Source organism: Pseudomonas sp. MS01C9 (genome assembly GCF_058202755.1).
Map to the genome: position 1 here is coordinate 2,022,545 of NZ_CM177073.1, position 13,725 is coordinate 2,036,269.

10 protein-coding genes are annotated in these 13,725 nt (G+C 64.7%); 1 reads left to right on the forward strand and 9 read right to left on the reverse strand.

Annotated features, from left to right (window positions below; genetic code table 11):
- Positions 1–15: 15 nt before the first annotated feature.
- The 7 genes from mdcH to mdcA are packed head-to-tail and all read right to left on the reverse strand — an operon-like array spanning position 16 to position 6,039.
- Complete coding sequence (gene mdcH / locus AC1M7R_RS09360; RefSeq protein WP_490610372.1) at positions 16–936, reverse strand: malonate decarboxylase subunit epsilon; 921 nt, start codon at positions 934–936, stop codon at positions 16–18.
- The gene (locus AC1M7R_RS09365; RefSeq protein WP_256327608.1) at positions 933–1,556 is read right to left on the reverse strand and encodes a malonate decarboxylase holo-ACP synthase; all 624 of its coding nucleotides are present in this window, start codon (positions 1,554–1,556) and stop codon (positions 933–935) included. The genes mdcH and AC1M7R_RS09365 overlap by 4 nt, the downstream gene beginning before the upstream one ends.
- Positions 1,550–2,353 (reverse strand): biotin-independent malonate decarboxylase subunit gamma, encoded by an 804-nt coding sequence (gene mdcE / locus AC1M7R_RS09370; RefSeq protein ID WP_072390148.1) that lies wholly within the window; start codon positions 2,351–2,353, stop codon positions 1,550–1,552. Before mdcE ends, AC1M7R_RS09365 begins: the two co-directional genes overlap by 7 nt.
- Positions 2,350–3,201, reverse strand: coding sequence for a biotin-independent malonate decarboxylase subunit beta (locus AC1M7R_RS09375; protein ID WP_490610373.1), 852 nt, complete (start codon positions 3,199–3,201; stop codon positions 2,350–2,352). The genes mdcE and AC1M7R_RS09375 overlap by 4 nt, the downstream gene beginning before the upstream one ends.
- Complete coding sequence (locus AC1M7R_RS09380) at positions 3,194–3,493, reverse strand: malonate decarboxylase subunit delta (RefSeq protein WP_072390154.1); 300 nt, start codon at positions 3,491–3,493, stop codon at positions 3,194–3,196. The genes AC1M7R_RS09375 and AC1M7R_RS09380 overlap by 8 nt, the downstream gene beginning before the upstream one ends.
- Entirely contained in the window at positions 3,493–4,368 is an 876-nt protein-coding gene (locus AC1M7R_RS09385) for a triphosphoribosyl-dephospho-CoA synthase (protein ID WP_072390157.1), read from the reverse strand. Before AC1M7R_RS09385 ends, AC1M7R_RS09380 begins: the two co-directional genes overlap by 1 nt.
- The gene (mdcA, locus tag AC1M7R_RS09390; protein ID WP_165888089.1) at positions 4,369–6,039 is read right to left on the reverse strand and encodes a malonate decarboxylase subunit alpha; all 1,671 of its coding nucleotides are present in this window, start codon (positions 6,037–6,039) and stop codon (positions 4,369–4,371) included. It lies immediately after the preceding gene.
- A gap of 437 nt (positions 6,040–6,476) precedes the next feature.
- On the opposite strand from mdcA, the gene AC1M7R_RS09395 reads away from it, so the two are divergent.
- Complete coding sequence (locus tag AC1M7R_RS09395; RefSeq protein ID WP_072390163.1) at positions 6,477–6,953, forward strand: hypothetical protein; 477 nt, start codon at positions 6,477–6,479, stop codon at positions 6,951–6,953.
- A gap of 224 nt (positions 6,954–7,177) precedes the next feature.
- Here the strand turns inward: AC1M7R_RS09395 and AC1M7R_RS09400 are convergent, their stop codons facing one another.
- Together AC1M7R_RS09400 and AC1M7R_RS09405 are read right to left on the reverse strand one after the other, a co-directional pair.
- Entirely contained in the window at positions 7,178–7,639 is a 462-nt protein-coding gene (locus AC1M7R_RS09400) for a chemotaxis protein CheW (RefSeq protein WP_072390167.1), read from the reverse strand.
- Positions 7,632–13,535, reverse strand: a complete 5,904-nt coding sequence (locus tag AC1M7R_RS09405) for an Hpt domain-containing protein (protein WP_490610374.1) — start codon at positions 13,533–13,535, stop codon at positions 7,632–7,634. The genes AC1M7R_RS09400 and AC1M7R_RS09405 overlap by 8 nt, the downstream gene beginning before the upstream one ends.
- Positions 13,536–13,725: the final 190 nt, after the last annotated feature.

The following is a 13,725-nucleotide window of genomic DNA, read 5'->3' on the forward strand; positions in this document are numbered from 1 at the left end:
AGCTTGAGTCGGTGTCTAGGGTCGGCGGCGGCCCTCCTCACGCAGTAGCGCCTGCAAGGTATCGAGCCGAGCCCCGTCGAAAGCAATGACAGTGCCCTGCTCGAACACCCGGCGCGCCAGGCCGGTGAGCACCGCGCCGGGTGGCAGTTCGATCTGTAGCCGCACGCCTCGCTCGTAGGCGCTTTGCACCGTGCCGCGCCAATCGACGACGCGGCACATGTTGAACGCCAGGTCGTCGCGCAAGGCCTCGATATTGGCCATCGGCCGGGCGCGACTGCCGCTGAGATAACCCAGGCTGGGCGCTTTCAAGGGTACGTCGGCGAAGGCCTGGGCCAGGGCGCGGGCCGGCGCCTCCAACAGCGGGCAGTGGGACGGCACGCTTACCGCCAGACGACATGCCTTGGCGGCTCCCTGGCTTCGCGCCTCCCGGGCAACGATACTCATGGCCTCGTCGCTGCCGGCGATGACCACCTGGTTGTCGGCATTGATATTGCCCAGGTAAACCGGTGTCCGCTCGCTGTGTACCCTTGCCAGTAATGCCTCCACCGCGGCGAGGTCCAGGCCGATGATGGCGGTCATGCCATAGCCTTGGGGAAACGCCTGTTGCATCAGCTCGCCGCGCAGGCTGACCAGCCGCAACGCATCCTCGAACCCCAGCGCACCGGCCACCACCGCCGCCGGATAGGCACCGATGGAAAGCCCCGCCACGTAGTCCGGCGCAGGCGCCTGCTCCAGCAAGCGCCGGGAAGCCGCCACGCCGACGATCAACAGGCACAGTTGCACGGCGCGGGTCGATTTCAACGCCTCGGCATTGTCCAGTTGCAACACGTCTTCGCCGAGGGCATCACTCGCCTCATCCAAGACTTGCGGCGACAGCCCGTGGAGCATGCCGGCTCGTTGCGCACCTTGGCCGGGAAACACCAACAGGCTGCTCATGCGACCTGCTCCCGCGTCGACTGCCAGGGATCGCTCACCAGCCGTGCCTGAACGTCATCCTTGAGCAAGACCCGGCGCGACACGCCCGCCCACTCGCGCAAGGCGACGGCACCGCAGGGGGTCTGCAATTGCATGTCCACGGTGCATGCCGAGCCGTCCAGTTGCGCCAGTAGTTCCCTGGCCCGAAGGCGATCCAAGGGGCTTGGTGTGCGCAGGATCAAATCCAGGTCGCTGCCCTCATGCAATGCCTCGACGCCGCTGGCGAGCTCGAACCCGGCGCTACCACCGATGCCCCAGGTCCAACCGCTGGCGTCGAGCAACGGACGCAGTCGGGACAGTGCCTGCAAGGCAGGCAGGTCGCGACGGCTTTCGATGTGACACAGGTCCTCGGGGCGCACCCGGCGTTGGATCGCCGCCACCGGCATAGTCGTGGCATAACGTTGCTCCCGGGATTGCCCGCGCACGCCTACCGCGACGTATCCCGCAGCGCTCGTCGCCCTGCGCACCACCACCGGCTGCCCGAGGCCCAGGATCTCGACAACCCAGGCTGGTGCATCCGCAGGCAACCGCTGCGGGGTCATCCCCCAGAGCAGGTCGTGGGCCATGAGGTGGCTCACCACTGCGCTCTCAACAACTGGCGAACCATACTGGAGGCCGCCCGATGAGGCGCCCCCAGACGGCTGCTCAAGTCTCGAGGCGCACCGGCAAGATCATTGATCGCCTGCTGCAGGCAATCGCTCACCCGCGCCAGATCGGCCGCCGATGGCTGTTCGATACGCTCGACTTCCAGGGTTTCCCATAACAGCCCCAGGCTGGCGTAGCTGTCGATGTCATAGGCCATAGGCGGCACGCTGGCGGCCAGGGCTTCCAGCTCTTCGACGCTGCGCAGCGTCACCCGCGCCGCGGATGCCTTGCCCATGGCATGGACCATCACCCCCGGATCGCGCAGGGCGATCAGCCGGTTGGCCTGATAACCGTGGGCCAGGAAGGCTCCGGACATTGCCTTGCCCACCAGCAGGCCGATCACCGGATGCCCGGCCAACCGGGCACGGGCATAGCTGTCCGCCGCCCCCGCCAGGGCCTGATGAATGCCAAGGGCTTCTTCGCGCCGGCCATAGGCCTGGCTGGGCACGTCGACAATGGCGACCAAGGCACGCTTGCCGGACGCATCGCGGTCCGCGGCGATGGCGTCATCCACTGCCTTGGCCAGCCCCCAGCCCTCCAGCAAACCGACCTCACCGCTGCGAGCACGGGGAAAGCGACTGTCGGGATCGGCCACCACCGCCAGCAGGCGAACGTCATGCCCAGCCAGCCTGACATCGGCCACTTTCAATGAAGCAGGCAGGCCTTGTAGCGGCTCGGCACCGCCACTCAGGGCCTCGAACCAGCGCAAGCCTCTCAATGAATACGAACTCATGGGCGTTCTCCCTGATACAGCTGACGAACCGTCGCCGGCTCGATTTGCACTTCAGTGTCCAGCCGCGCCAGGCGTTGCAGGAACAGCTCGGCCTGGCCGCTGCGGTATTCGGCGGGCACTCCCAGGTGCAGCAGCTGACCGACCTGCTGGCGAATCTGCGCCACATCATCGGCCACGTAACGGTCTACCAGGCCCGTGGCGAAACGCTGTTCGCCGCCGGTCAGGCTCCAGATGAACGGCCGGTCGCGAGAGTCGTATTCATCGATCCCCGCTTCCTGCTCGATCACTTGCGGGCCATTGAGGCCCAGCCGCGCTTCCTGGGTCACCAGCAGGTAGCTGCACAACCCGGCGGCGATGGACATGCCGCCAAAACAACCGACGCTGCCGGCCACCACACCCACCACCGGCTGGTACTGGCGCAGGTCGACAATCGCCGAATGGATCTCGGCAATGGCAGCCAGCCCGAGGTTGGCCTCCTGCAAACGCACGCCACCGGTTTCCAGCAGCAGCACCGCGCGAGTCGGGATGCCCTTGCGGTTGTCTTCGGCCGCCAGCTCCAGCGCACCGGCGATTTTCGCCCCGCCGACCTCGCCGAGGCTGCCGCCCTGGAACGCGCCTTCGATGGCGGCGATCACCACCGGCAGGCCATCGAGGCAACCCTTGGCGATCACCACGCCATCGTCGCTTTGCGGCACCACACCCTGGCGCAGCAGCCACGGCGACATGATTCGCTGGAACGGGTCGAGCAGTTCACGGAACGTACCGTCATCGAGCAGGGCCTTGGCTCGTTGCCGCGCACCGAGCTCGACGAAACTGTGTTTATTCAGCAACGCTGCGCTGTCACTCATGGCCGATCTCCTCGAAGCCCTGTTCCAGGCGCAGGCGTACCACACCAGGCGTCGCGCCGAAGTCATGGATGTCGATTGTCATCGCCGGCGGCATCTGGCCGTCGAACATGCGAGCGAACAGGTGCTGCCAGCGTTGCCCGCTACCGTTGACCGAGGTCTGCACCTGGATGGTCAGCTTGCCCGCCATCCCGGGCTCGATCAGCACCTCCAGGTCGCCGGAACCGACACAGCCCACCAGCGCGCGGCCCCGTGGCGGCTGCCCGGCGGGGAATTCAAAGGATAAGGTTTCCATCAGCACACTCCCCGGTAGAAGCCATCGCCGCGCTCGATGCGGTCAAGGAACAGGCAGGCGGCCAGCAGGTCCGCTGCGCCCCCCGGCGAGGCATTCAACGCAATCAATTGTTGATCCAGCCGATGCAACTGGCGACGGCCACCCAGGCTCGCGCTGCCCCCGGCATCGAGCACCGCCCGGGCACCCTGCTGCATGGCCCGCAGGCCCGACTCGCCAGCGCGATAGAGCACGCAGGTGTCGGCCAGGGTGGTCATGATCGCCAGCAAGGCATCGAGCCGGGCGTTCTGCTCGCCGGTTCCTGCTGCGCGACTGCGCTTGAGTTGCGGCAGGCCCAGGCCAGTGACGGCTGGGAAAGCCAGTTGCGCCTCCTCCCGAGCCCCGCGCACGCCGTAGCGCTGGGCTACTTGAGCACCATGGCTCAACGGCCTGGGCGCGTAGCGATCGTCGAGCAAGGCCAGGCGGGCGGCCCTGAGCGTGACTGCGCCCGGCCCATTGGAACCGGGCTCCAGCGCCGTCGCAGCGACCAACAGGCCCAAGGCCCAGATCGCGCCACGATGGGTGTTCACGCCGCCCGTGGTGGCGAGCATCGCCGTTTCACCGTCCCGCCCGATCTGCCCGAGGGCTTCGCGCAGGTTAAGGCCGACCTCGCCGCAATCGATGGCGGCTTCGGCCATTTCCTTGAAGAACGGCCACAGCGACAGCGCCGAAGCATGCATCATCCCCAGGTGCAGATCGGTATGGGCGCCATTGCCGCGCCGATCCACCAGGGCCGGCTTGGGTGACAGGTCGGCCTCGTCGATCAGCGCGTCCACCGCCAGATCGGCAAGACGCTCAGGTAGCGAAAGTGTCTTGGGTTGCCAGTCGAGTGCGTGCATTTACCAGCTCCTGAACTTGGCGGGCGGGTTGTAGAGGCCACCGGACCATTGCACCAGGTCGGCCACGCTCTTGGCTGCGAGCAACTCGCGGGTGGCGTCGGTGCGACGGATGCCGAGGTCTTCGGGCAAGGCGACCAACCCTTCGCGACGCAGGCGCGCGGTGTCTTTCGGGTCGTGGCGCAGGCCGATGGCGGTGACCCCGGCCACGGCTGCGATCATCGCCTGACGCTCTTGCAGGGAGCGAGCCTTGTACAGGTAGGCGATGCCTTCTTCGGTGAGCAGATGGGTCACGTCATCGCCATAGATCATGATCGGCGCCAGAGGCATGCCGGCTTTCTTCGCCACGTCCACCGCGTCCAGGGTCTCGACGAAGGTCGGCTTGCCGCCCTCCTGGAACGTCTCGACCATCTGCACCACCAGTTTCTTGCCACGTTCGAGCAACGGTGCCTCGCCATCGCCGTGGCGCATATCGAGCCAGGCCGGCGTGCCGTGGCGGCGACCACGCGGATCATGGCCCATGTTCGGCGCACCACCGAACCCGGCCAACCGGCCGCGGGTCACCGTTGAGGAATGGCCGTCGCCGTCCACTTGCAGCGTCGCGCCGATGAACAGGTCCACCGCGTATTGCCCGGCCAGTTGGCAGACCATGCGGTTGGAACGCAGCGAGCCGTCGTGGCCGGTGAAGAACACATCCGGTCGCGCAGCGATATAGTTTTCCATGCCCAGCTCGGTGCCGAAGCAATGCACGCTTTCGACCCAACCGCTTTCGATGGCCGGAATCAGGGTGGGGTGAGGATTGAGGGTCCAGTTACGGCAGATCTTGCCCTTCAGGCCGAGGGACTCGCCGTAGGTCGGCAGGATCAGTTCGATGGCGGCGGTGTTGAAACCGATGCCGTGGTTGAGGGACTGGACGTTGTGTTTTTCATAGATGCCACGGATCGCCATCATCGCCATCAACACATGAACAGGCTTGATGTGCCGTGGGTCGCGGGTGAACAGCGGCTCGATGTAGAACGGCTTGTCGGCCACCACCACAAAATCGACCCAGGACGCCGGGATATCGACTCGCGGCAGGTCGCTGACGTCGTCCACCAACTGGTTGACCTGGACAATGACAATGCCGTCGCTGAAGGCCGCCGGCTCGATCAATGCCGGGGTGTCTTCGGTGCTGGGGCCGGTGTAGATATTGCCGGCGCGGTCAGCCATGAAACCGGCCGAGAGCACCACGTTGGGGATCAGGTCCACCACCAGTCGCGCATACAGCTCGATGTAGGTGTGGATGGCGCCGATTTCCAGCAGGCCGTCTTCCAGCAACTGGCTGATGCGCAGGCTCTGGGTGCCGGCGAAGGAGAAATCCAGCTTTCGGGCGATACCTCGTTCGAACAGATCGAGGTGCTCGGAACGGCCGACGCTGGGCATGATCATGTGCAGGTCGTGCAGCTTCACCGGATCGACTCTGGCCAGAGAGCGCGACAGAAAGTCCGCCTGCTTCTGGTTATTGCCCTCCAGTACCACGCGATCGCCCGGCAGGATCAACGCCTCCAGCGCCGCGACGATTTTGTCGGTGGGCAACACCACACCGTCGGCAAGCCCCTTCACCAGTTCGAGACGCCGCTGCTTTTCGCCGCGCCGCCGCGTCCAGCGCGAGTCGGGGGATATTGTTGTTGTCATGACCACTCCACGGGTTCGCTGTCGTGGGGGTCACATTAGGAGCGTCGTGGCAGATGCATCAATCAAGCTCAGCGCTGGATCGTTACGGTTGGAGTAACGGTAAGAAAAACGAACCCAGTTCCATGCGGGAGCGAGCAGGCTCGCGATGGCGGTGGATCAGTCAACAGTGATCTGGCTGACACTGCGCTATCGCGAGCAAGCTCGCTCCCACATTGGCATGCGCCAGATCCAATTTTGTGGCGAGGGGATTTATCCCCGTTGGGACGCGAAGCGGCCCTGAAGGCGGATCAACGCAAGACCGCTGATCGGTTAGCTGCTTCGACCTGTCAATGTTGACAGTAGCCAATCCACCCGTTACAGCGCTGAATAAGTTGCACCGCGATCTTCAATGACCGGTTTCTGAACAAGGTCAAAAGCGCTGTAACTGGAGAGAAAACATGAACGACGATTGGACCGATTTTGAGGATGGAGAAAGGAACGGGTGGGAAAACGATGTAGGTTCTTTGGATGGAATACTTAAAACGGAAGAAGGGCCGAATACGTTCTGGTCTGGCAAGCTGGAATGGAGACCCCCATACATATTTCAGCCATCTCTCGCCAAGATGTTTACCCTTCCGGGTGGAGAGCAAGAGAGAGGGTTCCTTTTCACATCCTTCAAATACCGCGTCCACCCACCGGAACCGGGGGAAGCAAGAGAAACCGCAATCGTTGTTACAGCGAATGTATCGCTGGGCTATGCCGCTTTTCCTATAGACGGAAGAACTCAAACCGGTAAGTGGCTGGACAGTAGTCCCATCGGAGTTCGCTACTCCGGTAGCAGAGCCCATGTCTTGATCGGTACGGATTTCGGAGACGGTTTGTCCCGCAAGGTAGACATCGACGAGATTAAAGTAGAGAGAGTTCCCGATAAGTAAATAGAAACGCTTGGACCACAGTCACTTCCTGGGACAACTATGCGGCCCATCGGGAGCGAGCCTGCTCGCGATGGCGGCGTGTCAGGCAACATCAATGCTGACTGTTCTGCCGCCATCGCGAGCAAGCTCGCTCCTACAATTGGATAACGGGAGCAAGCTCCCTTTGCCACAGGATGCCGGTGGTCCGATCTAACAGCGGATGACTACTTCATGGTTTAGCGGATTCAGGCTTTCACCAATCCCGCAGCCACCACCAACTCCTCCAACGCCAACAAATCCGGCACCTTCGCCACATGTTCGCCCACTTGCACCGCCGCCTGCTCCAAACCGCACAGCGGCACGTCGACATAGCTCAGCTGGCTGTCGAGCTTGTAGGAGCGCGGGATGCCCTGCACCAACAGCGCAATGAACCTCAACTCCGGCCGTCCGCCCAGGGCGTTGAGGACGACGATGCGCGCGCGCTCGCCGATCACGGTTTTCTGGCCGCAGGCCGATTCGAAGCTCAGTAGCGGGATCTGCCGTTCGCGCCAGCTCACCCAGCCCAGGAACCACGGCGGGGTATCCATATCGAAGGCGCTGCTCTGGTAGTCGATCAGCTCGGCCACGGCCACGTTGGGCAGGATCAGGTGACGGTCGGCCAGGGGCAGCAGCAACCCGGTGAGGTAGCGGGTCAGGTGCTCATGCATGGGTTTTGCTCCAATGCGCGATGCTGTCCAGCAGGACCGACTCCTGGTACGGCTTGCCCAGGTAATCGTTGACGCCGAGGGCCATGGCGCGATCGCGGTGTTTCTGGCCGGTGCGGGAAGTGATCATGATGATGGGCAGGTGTGCCAGGCGAGGGTCGTTGCGCACCTGGGCAGCGACTTCAAAGCCGTCCATGCGTGGCATCTCGATGTCCAGCAGCATCAGGTCCGGCGAATGCTCGGCCAACAGCGCCATGGCATCCACCCCGTCCTTGGCGGTCAGGACGTGCATGCCATGGCGCTCCAGCAGGCGGCTGGTGACCTTGCGGACCGTCACCGAGTCGTCCACCACCAGCACCAGTAACGGCCGCTGATGCTCGCCCTCGGCTTCAGATACCGGGCGACGCGCCACCTGATGGGACAAGGCGCGGATCGGCGCCAGCAGGTCCAGGATCAGCACAACGCGGCCGTCCCCCAGGATCGTCGCCCCGGACAATCCCTGCACCGCCGAGAACTGCGGGCCGAGGCTCTTGACCACGATTTCCCGGGTGCCGAGGGTGGCGTCCACCTGCACCGCCACATGCCGCTCGTTGCATTGCATCAACAGCAGGGGCAAGGGTTGGCTCTGCCCCAGTAATTTCGGCCTGGGACCGGTCTTCAACAGTTCGCCCAGGTAACACAGTTCATGTCGCTGGCCGGCGTAGGTGTACACCGGCGGGTCGAGTTGATAATAGGCATCCAGCTCGGCCGGCAGCACCCGAACGATGCTTTCGATGGTGTTCAACGGGATCGCGTACTGGTCTTCGTGACACTGCACCATCAGCGCCCGGTTGACCGCCACGGTAAAGGGCAGGCGGATGCGGAAATGCACGCCCTGCCCCGGCGTGGAGTCGATGACCATGCTGCCACCCAGTTGCCGGACTTCTTCGTGGACCACGTCCATGCCGACGCCGCGCCCGGAGATCTGGGTGATTTTTTCCGCCGTGGAGAACCCCGGCTGGAGAATGAACTGTAAGACATCCCGGTCGCTGATGTCGCTGTCCGGCGCCAGCAGTCCACGCTTGATCGCCTTGCGCCGCACCGCTTCCAGGGGCACGCCGGCACCGTCGTCGCGGATGTCGAATATGATGTCGCCACCCTCGCGGGACAGGTCGAGGCTGATGCGTCCCCGCGCCGGCTTGCCCGCGGCGATGCGCACATCGGCGGGTTCCAGGCCGTGGTCGACGGCGTTGCGCAGCATATGCTCCAGCGGCGCAGCCATGCGTTCCAGCACATTGCGATCCATCTCGCCTTCGGCGTTATCGACCACGAACTCCACGTCCTTGCCCAGCTCCTGGGCCACTTGCCGGACGATGCGCTTGAGGCGCGGCAGCATGCGCTCGAATGGCACCATGCGCGTGCGCATCAGACCTTCCTGGAGCCGGGTGTTGATCCGTCCCTGCTGCTGCAGCAGGTTCTCGGCGTCGTGATTGCTGCGGTCGAGGGTTTCCTTGAGGTCGAGCAAGTCCGAGGTGGATTCGAACAGCGCCCGGGACAGCTGCTGCAGCTGGGAGTGACGGTCCATTTCCAACGGATCGAACTCCTCATAGCCCAGCCGCTCGGCTTCCACCTGCTGGCGGCTGAGAATTCGCCCCTGGGTTTCGGTGTCGAGTCGCCGCAGTTGGTCGCGCATGCGCTCCAGGGTGGTTTCCATCTCGCCCAGGGCCACGCGGGCGTCATTGACTTGCTGTTCGATACGGCCACGGAAGATCGACGCCTCCCCCGCCAGGTTCACCAGGTCATCCAGCAGCTCGGCGGAGACCTTGACCATGTCCGCACCTTCGCCCGATGCAGCCGGCTCAGGCTTGGCTGGCACCGGGACCGGGGCAGGAACCGGCGCGACGGTGGCTTCGGGCGCGGGGCTTTCCTGGGGCTGGTTGACCGCCTGGATCTGTGCGATCAGCCGGTCCGCCGGCGGGCAGGGCTGGCCGGCACGCACCGCGTCGAGCATGTGCGCCAGCCGGTCATGGCTGCTTTGCAGCAGTGTGAACAGCGTCGGGGTCGGTTGCAGCAGGCCCGCCGAGAGGCCTTCATAGAGATTTTCCAGCTCGTGCGCCAGATCGCCGATAGGACCGATTTCCACCATCCGCGCCCCACCCTTGAGGGTATGCAGGTCGCGCAGCAGGGTTTCCACGGCCTGGCGGTTCGACGGCTCGGCCTGCCAGCGCAGCAACGCCGCGCCGGAGCTGTCGAGGATATCGAAGCCCTCCTCGAGGAAGATCTCCAGCAATTCGGGATCATGAGGGGCGCCGTCGCCCTGGATCGCTGCGCCCGACTCGATGGCGTTCGGCTTGTCCTGGCGGAACCTGCGGATGGCATCGATCAACGAAACGGGGTCGCCCAGCGCCTGGCCCTGCTGCAATTGCCCGAGCAGCAATTCGAGGCGCTCATGGCTGCTGTTGAGCAGTTGCGCCAGCTCTTCACTGTAGCTGTAGCGGCGGTCCACCAACCCTTCGTAAAGGTTTTCCAGCTCCTGGGCCAGGTCGCTCACCGGCCGGACATCGGCCATCCGGGCGCCGCCCTTGAGGGTGTGCAGGTCCCGTTGCAGCGAGGACAGTGGCGCGCCGTTGTCCGGGTCGGACAGCCAGCGTTGCAGGGCCTGGGCGGCACTTTCCAGGATGTCCTGGGCCTCTTCGAGGAAGATCGAGGTGATGTCGTCGTCCATGGCCGCGTCATCGCGCTCCAGGGCGGCCGTCGCATCGCCCAGTTCGCGGATGCTCAGGGTCCGGCTGCCATCGCTGCGGATCAGGCCCGTGGCCGACGGGTCGAGGCCGGCTTCGAGCAAGCGACGCAGGGCCTGCACCCGCTCGGGTTGCGGGTGGACGTGCTGCCCGGCGGCCAACTCGTCGAGCATGTCGATCAATGCCTCATGAGCCCGTTGAGCTTCCTGGAAAAACTCATCGCTGACCGCCAGGCTGCTTTCCTCCACTGCCCCGTAGAGGTCGAGCAAGGCTTCGCACAGCTCATCCATCGAATGCAGCTCAGCCAGGTGCGCACCTTCACCGAGGGTGGTCAACTCATCCAGCAGCGCGCTCAGTTCCTGGCCTTGGCCGGGGTGTTCCTGCCAACGCTGCAACAGGCTCTCGGCATCCAGCAGGATGTCCATGCCCTGGGCGAGGAAATCGTTGATCAGTTGCGGATCCCGCTTGGGCCGCAGGCCTTTGTCCGGTGCGTCGAGGGCCGCTTGCAGGCGCTCGGCCAACAGGGCCTGGGTGCGCTGGATCAGGTCCTCGGCGCCGGGTATCGGCGCCAGCGGGTCGCTCTGCAACTGGCGCAGCCCCACGCGCAGCAGCCCCTCGGCCTCCAGCAGGCATTCCACCTCATCCAGGTCGAGGGCAATCAGGTGCGCCCGATATTCCCGGGCGAGCTGGTCCATCGCCCCGGCCAGTTCGGCGATGGGCAACACGCCAGCCATGAACGCACTGCCCTTGAGGGTGTGCAGGGCCCGCTGCAATTCGTCGCCGGCCTGCAACGGCAAATGCTCGGCGGCCTGGTCGAGGAAACGCTGCAGGCTGGCGAGATGGCCTTGGGCTTCGTTGTCGAAGATTTTCAGCAGCAAAGGGTCGAGGGCGGTCACGTCCCGCTCGTCTTCATCCTCTTCGTCGCTGCCCCTGGCAAGGGCATGGGCGCGGGCAGCCAGACGGTCGACATCGTCGCGCTGGCGCTGGCGATGGGCGGCGAATTCGGCCACCAGGGCGGGAAGCAGTCGCACCGTGTCGTCGATCAACTGCTGCACCGATGCTCCCGGTTCGACGCTGCGCTCCAGAACGCGATTGAGCAGGTTTTCCACCGCCCAGGCCAACTCCCCCAGCACCAGCGCCCGCACCATGCGACCACTGCCCTTGAGGGTATGGAAGGCCCGGCGCAGTTCGCCCAGGGCGCCATGATCGTCGGGACGGGCCGTCCAGCGGGGCAGATATTCGCGCAGCACATCCAGCACTTCCTCGGCTTCTTCAAGGAAGACTTCGCGCAATTCGTCGTCCACCGGATGTTCGTCCATCGGCGGTGGCAGCAGGCTGCCCGGCGTACTGCGTGCCGGGGGATTGACCGCCGAGACCGGGCTGGCCAGCACTTCGGCCAGGGACTGCACGGTCTGCGGGTCATCCAGCTCCTGCAAGTCCTGCATGAGCTGCGCCTCGTTGGGGCTCAGCACATCGTCAAGCAATGGCACCCGCGCTTCGTCGGGGAAATAACCGAGGGCCGCCAGGCTTCGCTCCACCTCATCGAGCAGCGACTCACCGGGGTTCTGCGGGTCCTCGCTCAAGCGCTCCAGATAATATTCGAGGCCACTGATCACATCCGCCAGATGGTCGAGTTCCTCCCAGCCCGGCTGGGCCCGTTCCAGCAGCAGATGGTCGCGGATAAAGCCATTGCAGGCCTCCACCAGGCCGGCGGCGCGCCCCAGGGGGATCATGGCCAGCGCGCCGCGCACCTGGGTCAGCAAGGCGGGCAAGGCCTGCAGTTGCTCGCTGTTCCAGTCGGCCTCGATGTAGTCGACGATCATGTCCTTGGCCTGTTGCAGGCAGGTGTGGGCTTCCTTGATGACGATCTGGTGGATCTGGGTCAGGTCGGTGGTGGGCAGGTGGTTGTCTTCCGGACTCTCGGGCTCGACGGTGCCGACCATGCCGGCCAGGGTGGCTTCGACATAGAGCAAGGCACCGGCCACATCCATGAGGGTCGCGTCGTCCGGCTCGCGCTGCCCCTGGGCGAGGCTCAGCACCACCGCCAGTTGATCGATGATGACCTTGCGCGGCTGACCGAAACCCAGCACCGCCAGGGTGTCGGCGATCTGTCGCAGGGGGGCCAGCAGGCTGTCCAGCTCCGAGGCGTGCTGGCGATCGCTGCGTACGAACAGGTCGAGCCGCTCCTTGACCCGCACCAGCTCTTCGCAAAGCGCGGTGAGCACCGAGCGCATGGCATCGCGGTCGGGCCCGGCCAGGCGCGCGCGTTCTTCGTCGACCATGGCGCTGTCAGGTAGCGCGTCGTCCAGTGAGTAGCGTTCTTTCATGATCTGCATCTGCCCGCTGGGATGTTCGGCCTTGGCAATATAGAACAACAAGCTCTTGAGCAAATGAGGCGGTGCCGGTTGATTGATCCCCGGCATACCCTGTTCCAGCAGACGCTTGAGCTCCTTGTCGGCTTCCTTGAACAGGCTGCGCAGGGCCGGGCTGTTGGCGATGCGTCCATCGCGCATGCCTTCGACCAGCGCCGACGCCACCTGCCACAGCGCATTGAGCGGCGCCCCGGCGCACAGCCCTTCGAGGCGGTGGAAGACTTTGGTCAGGTAACCCAGGTGCGTGGCGTCGTCCTGTTCGCGCAACAGCCCCACCAGGGCCATTTGCAGGGTCTGGCGCAACTTGCGCAGGGTGTTGGGCAACTCCGGCGGTTCGAGCCGCTTCAGGGCCGCTTCGCTGAGCGGGGCGATCTCTGGCAGTTCCGGGCTGAACAAGCTGGTTTCCGACAGCAGGCCCTCGCCCCGGGCGCTGCGCAGATCGTTGATCAGCGGCAGCACCACCAGCGGCAAGTCCCGGCGCGCGCTCTGGACACGGTCCAGGTACATCGGCAGTTGTCCCAGGGCCTGGCTCAGCAGGCTGATGGCCTCGTCACGATGGGCGATGAGGTTGTCCCGCAAGGCGGCGCACAGCTGCTCCATTTCTTCGGCCAGCAACGCCGCGCCGTAGAACTCGACCATCTGCAGGCCGCCGTGGACCTGATGAATACAAGCCAGGCATTGGCCGAGGGCATCCGACGCCTGCGGATCCTCCACCAGGCGGTTGAGGGCCAGGTGGGCCTGCTTCAGCGTTTCGGCAATCTCGCCCTTGACCCACTCCAGGGCCACATAGTCGTGCCGATCACCCATAACCACTCCAAATCAACCCGTGACAGGCCAAGGGTACAAATCAACCCTGTGGCGAGGGGACTCATCCCCGTTGGGGCGCCAAGCGGCCCCTGACGATACCGATATCAACCTGTGTTTCAGGATGACCTTTTTTGGGGCTGCTGCGCAGCCCAACGGGGATAAATCCCCTCGCCACAGAAGATCTCTGCGG